Below are 9287 nucleotides of genomic sequence, written 5' to 3'. Positions count from 1 at the left end.
CCTCAAGCGTTTTTGCCGCGAACTCGGCCTGGCTCGTTGCCGCGGTCATGGCCTACAACCTCAGCCGCGCCGCCGGGATCCTCGCCGCGGGCCCCTTCGGCAAGGCCCGGACCGGCACGATCCGCCGCAAACTAATCCACATCCCGGCCCGCATCGCCACCAGCGCGCGATGCATCCGTCTTCACCTGCCTACAGCCTGGCCCTGGCAATGCGCTTGGGAAGGGCTATTCAGCACCGTCCACGCCCCACCGCAAACGGCATAGGACCCCGCCCGCCCGCCGAAAACGGCCAAGACCATCCAGTGGAACACCACCGGCAGCGAGGCCGGCGATCCGCCGTGCCCGAAACCAGAATCCGCTGCCCGCCCGACAATCAATCAGAACCGACCACGGATCGGTGGATCAAGGCTTAGCAGGACGCTAGAAGAGCCATAAAGGAAGCAAAGAAATGGCGACAGAACCACGGATTAGACCAATCGTTCTTGGCAGCTCACGACGACCGGCTCGCCCGCAGCGCTGCCAAGGAACTATGAACCTCGATTAATTCCCATATTCATGGCCGTCTCGCAAAAATGGGTGGCCGCGTGTGCTACACCCACCAAAACCGCCCCTAATTCCCCGAGTGCGCCGCCAGGAACGAATAAACCTCGGTCTCGTCCACGCCAGGGAACGCTCCCGGAGGCATGGCCGCCAGCAGATGAGAGTGGGCACGGGCGGACGGCCAGGCATTTCCGGCCCATTCTGACGCCAACGACGCCGGCGGGCGCTTGCAGCAGTTCGGGTCCGGGCAAGTGGACGTGGCCCGCGCCGTCGTCTCCCGCCCCCGGAACCATTTCACGTGCTGGTACGGCACACCGATGCTGAGCGAGAACTCGCCGCTGGCGGAGCGTTCCGTCCGCGCGGTGCACCAGTAGGTGCCCGACGGCGTGTCTGTGTACTGGCTATAGGCGCTGAACTTGTCGGGCACATCGAAGACGGCCCGGGACGTCCACGCCTTGCACGACGGCTGCCCCTCGATTGCGCCGGTGTGGTCCTGCGGGAAGGTCACGCCGTCGTTCTCGTAAGCCTTGTAGATGATGCCGCTCTGATGCGTTTTCTGGAAATGCGTAGTGAGGCCCAGGTGCTGGGTGGCCAGGTTGGTGAAGCGGTGTGCTGCAGTCTCGTAGGACACCGCGAAGGCGTCCCGGATGTCCTCCACGGCGATTTCCTTGGCTGCCTTGGCATTTTGCAGGAACTCCACCGTGGCCTGTTCGGGCAGCAAGAGCGACGCGGCGAAGTAGTTCGTGGCTACGCGTTGGGCCAGGAAGTCTCCATAGTTGCGAGGCGTTTCATGGCCCAGGACGTAGTGTCCAAGGGCCTGCAGCAGCACGGAACGGGGGTCGTGGTCCTGCCGCTGGCTCTGCGTCAGGTAAATTCTGCGATTCTTCAAATCGGTGACCGAACGCGTGGAATGGGGCAAATCCCCAACGTGGTGGAGCGAGAAACCGAGGTGCGCCGCGATGTCCGCGATGACATGCTGGCTCAACGGACCGGAGCTGTAGCCCACCTCCTTGAGGACCTTTTGCGCCTCGGCCTCGTACTCAGGGAAGTAGTTGCCTCGCTCGCGCATCATGGCACGCAGCTCGCCGTTCGCGCGGCGGGCTTCCTCCGGCGTCGCAACCTGCTCATTCATCTTGCGTTCCAGCTCCTGGAGCAGGCCCACCTGGGCCTCGAGCACATCCACCGGAAGCCGCGAACTGATGCGGATTTTCGGCAGGTTTAGGGACTCGTACAGGGGCCCGCGCTGGTACCGTTCGAGCTCAATTTCCAGGGCCGCCCGCCGGCTTGGCGGCTCGGCGCCCAGGAGCTGGTCGATGCTCACCCCCAGCGCACCGGCGAGCTGCTGCAGCAGCCCCAGTTTCGGTTCGCGCTTGCCGTTCTCGATGAGGCTCAGCTGGCTCGGTGCAGTCCCGACGGCGGCACTCAGGTCATCGAGCGTCAGCCGGGCCTGCTTGCGCAGGTGCCGCACGCGGCGGCCAAGGCTAATGACGTCCACTCCCCCGGGAGCGGACGACGGCGTGTGCGAAACTTCCCTGTTCCAGCTTGAAGGCGACATTTCTGAAGAATACGTGAAGAACTGCATTTCTTTCCAGCATTTTCCTCTAGAAAGCCCTTGGAAAGTGCAGAAAAGTAAGAGTCACGGAAAGAAACACCCCTCCGGAACAGCTGGCCGGCCCTTCAAAGGCGCAGGGACGGTCGGCGCCGGAACCCACCAAGGAGACAGAATAATGACCGCAGCATTTGATCCAGCACAGCCCGCGCCAGCGACCGCAGAGCAGCAGGCCGCGGCGCTGGAGCTTGAATGGACTGCCAACCCGCGTTGGGAAGGCGTCACCCGCGACTACTCGGCCACCGACGTCGTCCGCCTCCGCGGCCGCGTCTCCGAAGAACACACCCTGGCCCGCCGCGGTTCCGAGAAACTGTGGAAGCAGCTCAGCGAAGAGCACCGCGAAGGAAAGTACACCAACGCCCTCGGCGCCCTGACAGGCAACCAGGCCGTGCAGCAGGTCAAGGCCGGCCTGCGGGCCATCTACCTTTCGGGCTGGCAGGTCGCCGCCGACGCCAACCTGTCGGGCCACACCTACCCGGACCAGTCGCTCTACCCGGCCAACTCGGTCCCCCAGGTTGTCCGCCGCATCAACAACGCGCTGCTCCGTGCCGACCAGATCGAGTACTCCGAAGGCATCCAGACAGTTCAGGACTGGCTGGTACCGATCGTCGCCGACGCAGAGGCCGGCTTCGGCGGCCCGCTGAACGCCTATGAGCTCATGAAATCCATGATTGCCGCCGGCGCCTCCGGTGTTCACTGGGAGGACCAGCTCGCGTCGGAAAAGAAGTGCGGCCACCTTGGCGGCAAGGTCCTCATCCCCACCCAGCAGCACATCCGGACACTGAACGCCGCACGCCTCGCAGCCGACGTTGCTGGCACCCCGTCCGTCATCATCGCCCGCACCGACGCCGAGGCAGCCACCCTGATTACCTCCGACGTCGACGAGCGCGACCAGGAATTCATCACTGGGGAACGCACCCCCGAGGGCTTCTACAAGGTCCGCAACGGCATCGAACCCTGCATTGCCCGCGCCAAGGCCTACGCCCCATACTCCGACCTCATCTGGATGGAGACCGGCACCCCGGACCTGGAGCTGGCCCGCAAGTTCGCTGAAGCGGTCAAGGCCGAGTTCCCGGACCAGATGCTCTCCTACAACTGCTCGCCGTCATTCAACTGGCGCAAGCACCTGGACGACGCCACCATCGCTAAGTTCCAGCGCGAACTCGGTGCCATGGGCTTCACCTTCCAGTTCATCACCCTGGCCGGCTTCCACGCCCTGAACTACTCGATGTTCGACCTCGCCCATGGCTACGCCCGTGAAGGCATGAGCGCCTACATCGAGCTGCAGGAGAAGGAATTCGCCTCCGAGTCCCGCGGCTACACCGCAACCAAGCACCAGCGCGAAGTCGGCACCGGCTACTTCGACGACATCGCCACTGCGCTCAACCCGAACGCATCCACCCTGGCCTTGGTGGGATCCACCGAAGAAGGCCAGTTCCACTAAAACTTCCCCCAACTAGATCGCAGTAGATGCCGTTATGAACGCTCATAACGGCATCTACTGCCAGTCAGTTGGCCTCCTAAGGAGAACTCCAATGAACAGCTTCACCGATAACTTCACTATCAACGGCATCACATCCACTGCGCAGCCTATTCATCGGCAGAACGAGGTTTTGACTCCCGATGCCGTGGAGTTTGTTGCCAGGCTTCACCGGGCTACCGAGGAGCGTCGCGAGGAACTGCTGCAGGCCCGCGAGGAGCGGCGCAATCGGATCAGCACAGGGCAGGACCCGCGGTTCCTGAAGGAAACGGAGTCCATCCGGAACGATCCGAGCTGGCGGGTCGCTCCTCCGGCCCCGGGCCTGGAGGACCGCCGGGTCGAGATCACCGGACCTGTGGACCGGAAGATGACCATCAACGCCCTGAACTCCGGGGCGAAGGTATGGCTTGCGGACATGGAGGACTCCTCCACGCCGTCGTGGCGGAACGTGATCAAGGGCCAGCTGAACCTCACCGATGCCCTTGAGCGCCGGATCGACTTCACTTCGGCAGAGGGCAAGGAGTACAAGCTGCGTCCGGCCGGGGACCTGCCCACCATCGTGGTGCGCCCCCGCGGCTGGCACCTGCCTGAGAAGCATATGCTGATCGACGGCAAGCCCGTGGCCGGCGGCATCGTGGACTTTGGCCTGTACTTCTTCCACAACGCCCGCCGCCTCCTGGCCCAGGGCAAGGGACCGTACTTCTACCTACCGAAAATCGAGAACCACCTCGAGGCCAGGCTGTGGAACGACGTGTTCATCCTCGCCCAGGACCTGCTGGGCATCCCCCAGGGCACCATCCGTGCCACAGTGCTGATCGAGACCATCACCGCCGCGTTCGAGATGGAGGAAATCCTGTACGAACTGCGGGACCACGCCTCGGGCCTGAACGCCGGCCGGTGGGACTACATCTTCTCGGTGATCAAGAACTTCCGCACCCGTGGGCCCCGTTTCGTGCTCCCGGACCGCGTTCAGGTGACCATGACAGCCCCGTTTATGCGTGCCTACACCGAGCAGCTCGTCCGTGCCTGCCACCGGCGTGGCGCCATGGCGATCGGCGGCATGGCCGCTGCCATCCCAAACCGCAAGGACCAGGCCGCGAACGCCATTGCGTTCGAAAAGGTCCGGGCCGACAAGACCCGCGAAGCCAACGACGGCTTCGACGGCTCCTGGGTGGCCCACCCCGACCTGGTGCCGGTATGCAAGGAGGTGTTCGATTCGGTCCTCGGCGAAAAACCCAACCAGCTGGGCCGTTCCCGCGAGGACGTCACCCCGGACGACCGTGCCCTGATCGACATCGCCTCAACCCACGGCACGATCACGGAACAGGGCATCCGGAACAACATCGAAGTCGGGATCCGCTACATCGAATCCTGGCTGCGGGGCAACGGCGCCGTCGCCATCCACAACCTCATGGAAGACGCCGCGACCGCCGAAATCTCGCGCTCACAGCTGTGGCAGTGGATCTACTCCCACGCCATCACCGAACACGGAGACCTCATCACCCGCGAATGGATCGAAGAAATGCTCGACGACGAATTCGCCCGGCTCGAGCGCTTCGACGGCGACCGCTTCGAACACGCCCGCGCCATCTTCGAAGAAGTAACCCTCACCGAAGAATTCCCGGCCTTCCTCACCATCCCCGCCTACACCCGGTACCTGCACCAGTCCCGCGAACCGGAACTCGTCGCCGCGTAGGGCAGACCAACCTCCATCTGACCAGCAGTTGTTGTCGTTATGACGGTCCATGAGGGCAACAACTGTCAGTCAGTTGGGCGGGAGAAACTCCGTCGGCTGGGCTGCCGCCACTCTTCGCAACAAGTGACCCCGATGGTCGGGGAGGCAGCCCGGCAAACGGATCCCACCACAACTAAATAACCCCGATACATGACAGATCACGGCAGATGTTTCTCGAAAGCATTTGCCGTGATCTGTCGTTTGGCGAGTGGGGTGGGAGGATACGGCGGTGCAAGCGCCTCAGCGTTGCCTGGCCACCCGACTCACTGAAAGGGTCGTGCACAGAACGAAGGCCAGCACAGACCCCAGGATGACCAGAAGCGGAACCGTCCAGGAACCGGTCACGGAATGGACGTACCCCACCACAGTGGGTGACAGCGCGGCGAAGCAGTAGCCGACTCCCTGGACGACGGCGGACATCCGCCCCGCCGACGCCTGGTCGCGGGCATATCTGATGACCGCGAGGAAGATCACGGTGATGCCCCCGCCTTGGGCCACCCCGCCGAACGAAGACCATAGCCACCACAGTTCCGGCAGCAGCAGGAGACCCACGGGAACGGACAGCCACAGCGCTCCCAAGGTAACCGCGATCGCCGTCGTACTTGCGAATCGTGCCGCGAGCGGCACTCCGAGGCCGCCCACTATTGCCAGGATCTGGAACAGGGACGAGCCCGCACCGGCCTCCGCCGCAGTCATCCCGAGCTCGTCGGAGAGGAAGCTCGGCAGCCATGCCGTGATTCCGTAATAGGAGAAGGCCTGCCCAGCGAAGCCGATCGTAAGCCCCGTGGTGATCCACACTGAGCCGGCCTTACGCGATTTGGGCTTGCCGGCGCTCGCCCCAACCGCGGCCGGCACCAGGGCGCCGCGGCCTCCAACAGCTGCCATCCAGAGCACGACTGCGGCCACGGCCAGGATGCCGCTGGATGCAAGGGCGAGCCGCCACCCCAACAGCTCCGCCAGCGGGGCCGTAGCCACGGAGGTCAGGAACGAGCCAATGTTCAAGGCTGCCGTGTAAATGCCCATCGCCGTGCCCTGGCGTTTGGCAGGAAAGTCGCGGCGGATGATCAGCGGCACCGAAATGTTGCCGATGGTGATGGCCAGGCCGATCAGCACCGTTCCAAGCATCACCGCCATGCCGCCGTCCAGGGAGCGGATCACGACGCCGGCCAGCACGCCGAGCAAGGTCAGCATGACCGCAAACTCGGCTCCGAAGCGACGTCCCGCCAGGGATGCCAACGGCGACGCGAGGGAGAAGCACAGCACGGGGATGCCGGTCAGCAGGCCGAGCTCCACGGAGGAGAAGCCGAGATCGGACTGCATACGGCCCACGACGGGAGCCACGGCGACGAAGGGTCCGCGCATGTTCAACGCGATGAAGGCGATGCAGACCAGGAGCAGCCCGGCCGGCGGAACCTTCGCGGCGAAGCGCCCCGGCGTCAAGGAGCCGGTCCCGACGCGGCCAGTCACGGGGTTAGCGGATGAGTAGGAGAAAGCGATTTCATCACCTTTATTGCTATCACGGTCCCACGAATCCGCCTATCCGTTGGCGTCATGTCGTTGCTCACGTACCCGGAGGCCCGCACCAACTACGATGAGTCGCAACAAGCAAAGGGAGCTCATCATGACGACGTACAGGCTTGCCATCCTGGACGACTACCAGCACGTGGCTGAGGGATTCGCCCCATGGAACTCCCTCGGGAGCAAAGGGGTCTCCACCACCGTCTTCGGGAAGCACTTCGCATCAGAGGGCGAAGTGGTCGATGTTTTGAAGGACTTCGAAATCGTCATCGCGATGCGGGAGCGGACACCGTTCCCACGCTCGGTGATCGAAAAGCTCCCCCGCCTGAAGCTACTGGTCACTACGGGAATGGCCAATGCTTCCATCGATGTCGAGGCCGCCACGGACCACGGTGTCACAGTCTGCGGCACCCTCGGCTCGCCCTCAGCGGCTCCCGAAATGACCTGGGCACTGCTGCTGGCCTTCGCCCGAAGCCTCACTATCGAGGAAAACCGTGTTCGGGGTGGCGGCTGGCAGGGAACCGTCGGCTTCGAGCTTTCGGGCAAGACGCTCGGCATTGTGGGCCTGGGAAAGATCGGCACGAGGATTGCTGCCTACGGCCAGGCCTTCGGAATGAACGTCTTGGCCTGGAGCCAGAACCTGACGGAGGAAGCGGCGGCTGGAGCAGGGGTTCGGAGGGTGGACAAGGATGAACTCTTCCGCGAGTCCGACGTCGTGTCCCTCCATTTGCGCCTGTCCGAGCGTTCGAAAGGGATTGTCGGTGAGCCGGAACTTCGACTGCTGGGGCCCGAAGGAGTGCTGGTCAACACGGCTCGCGGTCCGCTCGTTGATCAGGACGCGCTTATTCGCGCGCTTAATGATGGATGGATCCGCGGAGCAGCACTGGACGTCTACGATGAGGAGCCGCTGCCGGCCGGCCATCCGATCCTCGGCGCACCAAACACCGTACTCGCACCCCATCTCGGGTATGTGACCCGGGAGAGCTATGAACGCTTTTACGGCGGGGCGTACGACGACGTCGTCGCCTGGCTGGACGGCGCTCCCCTGCGCCAGCTCACCCCATAGCCGGGCGCGGCTCGAACATTCGCGCGCGAACCGCATAGGCGGGCGCGCGGCCCAGAGCGCTAACCAGCTGCCTGCAGGGTGGACTCAATCACCGACGGCGAGAGAACGTGCTGGATCACCAGGTGGCTGGCGCCGAGCACAGCGGCCTGGTCGCCGGCCATGGAGAGACCGATCCGGAGATGCGAGGTAGCGAGCGGCAGGGACCGCCGGTAGACGACTTCGCGAATCCCTGCGACGAGGTTTTCGCCGGCCTGACCGATGCTGCCGCCAATCACGATCACGGATGGATTGAGCAGGTTCACGACCGTGGCCAGGACGTCCCCGATATCCCGCCCCGCCTGCCTCAAGGCGTGGACGGCCTGCGGGTTGCCGCTGGCGACCAGCTTCAGGACGCCGCTGCCTGTCTCGGCGTCGACCCCTCCCTCCCGCAGCTCACGCGCGATTGCCGGCCCCGAAGCCAGCGCCTCCAGGCAGCCATAATTTCCGCAGCGGCAGAGAACGTCGTCCCCGCGCGGAACCCGGACGTGGCCGAGGTCGCCAGCAGTGCCGTTCGCGCCACGCTGTAACTGTCCGCTGCTGATGATGCCGGCGCCGATACCGGTGGCCACCTTGATGAACAGGAAGTTGTCGTGCTCGGGCCAGTGGGCAGTCCGCTCTCCCAATGCCATGATGTTGACGTCGTTATCCACGAGGACCGGAACTGGCAGCGAGCGCTGGACAAAGCGGACGACGTCGAAGCCATCCCACCCCGGCATGATCGGCGGCTTCACCGGCCTGCCGGTGTCATGCTCCACAGGTCCCGGGAGCCCAATGCCAACTCCGGCGAGCTCCTCAAGGCTCCGCCCGGCCTCGGCCAGGAGCCTGCGCCCTTCTTCGACCACCCGCTCCAGCACAGTCTCGGGCCCATCAGAAACCAGTTGGGGCAGCCGCTGCTCGGCCAGGACTTTCCCGCCCAGGTCGGTGACGGCAACAATCACGTGGGTGGCACCGACGTCGACGGCCAGCACCACGCGGGCGGCCGGGTTGAAGGCAAAGCGCGACGGCGGTCTGCCTCCGCTTGAGCTCGCCTCGCCGGCCGGCCCGACCAGTCCGGAAAGCATAAGCGCGTCAATCCGGGAAGCGACCGTGGAACGGGCGAGCCCCGTAGTCAGGGCAAGTTCAGCACGGGTGCGCGCACGGCCGTCCCGGAGCAACTGGAAGAGATCTCCGGCGCGCGAGAGACTCCCGGCATCGGGTGCCGGGCCGTCTTTCCCTGTCTCTCGTGGGGGCGCTGAAGTCATGCAATAAGTGATAGCACGTGATGCTTATGCGTGTCAGTTACTGAAAAGTACGACGAGCGG

7 protein-coding genes are annotated in these 9287 nt (G+C 64.4%); 4 read left to right on the top strand and 3 right to left on the bottom strand.

Going from position 1 to position 9287, the window contains the following annotated elements:
- A partial coding sequence (locus J7E82_RS11825; RefSeq protein WP_214862797.1) for a transposase occupies window positions 1-263 on the top strand: 263 nt, incomplete at its 5' end.
- Window positions 264-609: 346 nt separating this feature from the next.
- Here the strand turns inward: J7E82_RS11825 and J7E82_RS11820 are convergent.
- Window positions 610-2121: an XRE family transcriptional regulator gene (locus J7E82_RS11820; RefSeq protein ID WP_214862796.1), complete on the bottom strand. Its 1512-nt coding sequence runs from the start codon at window positions 2119-2121 to the stop codon at window positions 610-612.
- Between the two features lie 145 nt (window positions 2122-2266).
- On the opposite strand from J7E82_RS11820, the gene aceA reads away from it, so the two are divergent.
- Entirely contained in the window at window positions 2267-3592 is a 1326-nt protein-coding gene (gene aceA, locus J7E82_RS11815) for an isocitrate lyase (RefSeq protein ID WP_214862795.1), read from the top strand.
- A gap of 91 nt (window positions 3593-3683) precedes the next feature.
- Window positions 3684-5324: a malate synthase A gene (gene aceB / locus J7E82_RS11810; protein ID WP_214862794.1), complete on the top strand. Its 1641-nt coding sequence runs from the start codon at window positions 3684-3686 to the stop codon at window positions 5322-5324.
- Window positions 5325-5603: 279 nt separating this feature from the next.
- On the opposite strand, the gene J7E82_RS11805 is transcribed toward aceB, so the two are convergent.
- Entirely contained in the window at window positions 5604-6803 is a 1200-nt protein-coding gene (locus J7E82_RS11805; protein ID WP_251041799.1) for an MFS transporter, read from the bottom strand.
- Between the two features lie 181 nt (window positions 6804-6984).
- Between J7E82_RS11805 and J7E82_RS11800 the strand changes: the two genes are divergently transcribed.
- Window positions 6985-7947, top strand: a complete 963-nt coding sequence (locus J7E82_RS11800; protein ID WP_214862793.1) for a D-2-hydroxyacid dehydrogenase family protein — start codon at window positions 6985-6987, stop codon at window positions 7945-7947.
- A 59-nt stretch (window positions 7948-8006) separates the two neighbouring features.
- On the opposite strand, the gene J7E82_RS11795 is transcribed toward J7E82_RS11800, so the two are convergent.
- On the bottom strand, window positions 8007-9227 hold the full coding sequence (locus J7E82_RS11795; protein ID WP_214862792.1) for an ROK family transcriptional regulator: 1221 nt from the start codon (window positions 9225-9227) through the stop codon (window positions 8007-8009).
- Window positions 9228-9287: the final 60 nt, after the last annotated feature.

Source organism: Arthrobacter sp. ISL-30 (genome assembly GCF_018613855.1).
Taxonomy (GTDB): Bacteria; Actinomycetota; Actinomycetes; order Actinomycetales; family Micrococcaceae; genus Arthrobacter.
This window is presented reverse-complemented; position numbering and strand designations above follow the sequence as displayed.

What these genes read in the sequence shown, in the direction of transcription:
- J7E82_RS11795 (WP_214862792.1), bottom strand. Translation starts at nt 9,227, where the DNA reads ATGACTTCAGCGCCCCCACGAGAGACAGGGAAAGACGGCCCGGCACCC.
- aceA (WP_214862795.1), top strand. Translation starts at nt 2,267, where the DNA reads ATGACCGCAGCATTTGATCCAGCACAGCCCGCGCCAGCGACCGCAGAG.
- J7E82_RS11800 (WP_214862793.1), top strand. Translation starts at nt 6,985, where the DNA reads ATGACGACGTACAGGCTTGCCATCCTGGACGACTACCAGCACGTGGCT.
- aceB (WP_214862794.1), top strand. Translation starts at nt 3,684, where the DNA reads ATGAACAGCTTCACCGATAACTTCACTATCAACGGCATCACATCCACT.
- J7E82_RS11820 (WP_214862796.1), bottom strand. Translation starts at nt 2,121, where the DNA reads ATGCAGTTCTTCACGTATTCTTCAGAAATGTCGCCTTCAAGCTGGAAC.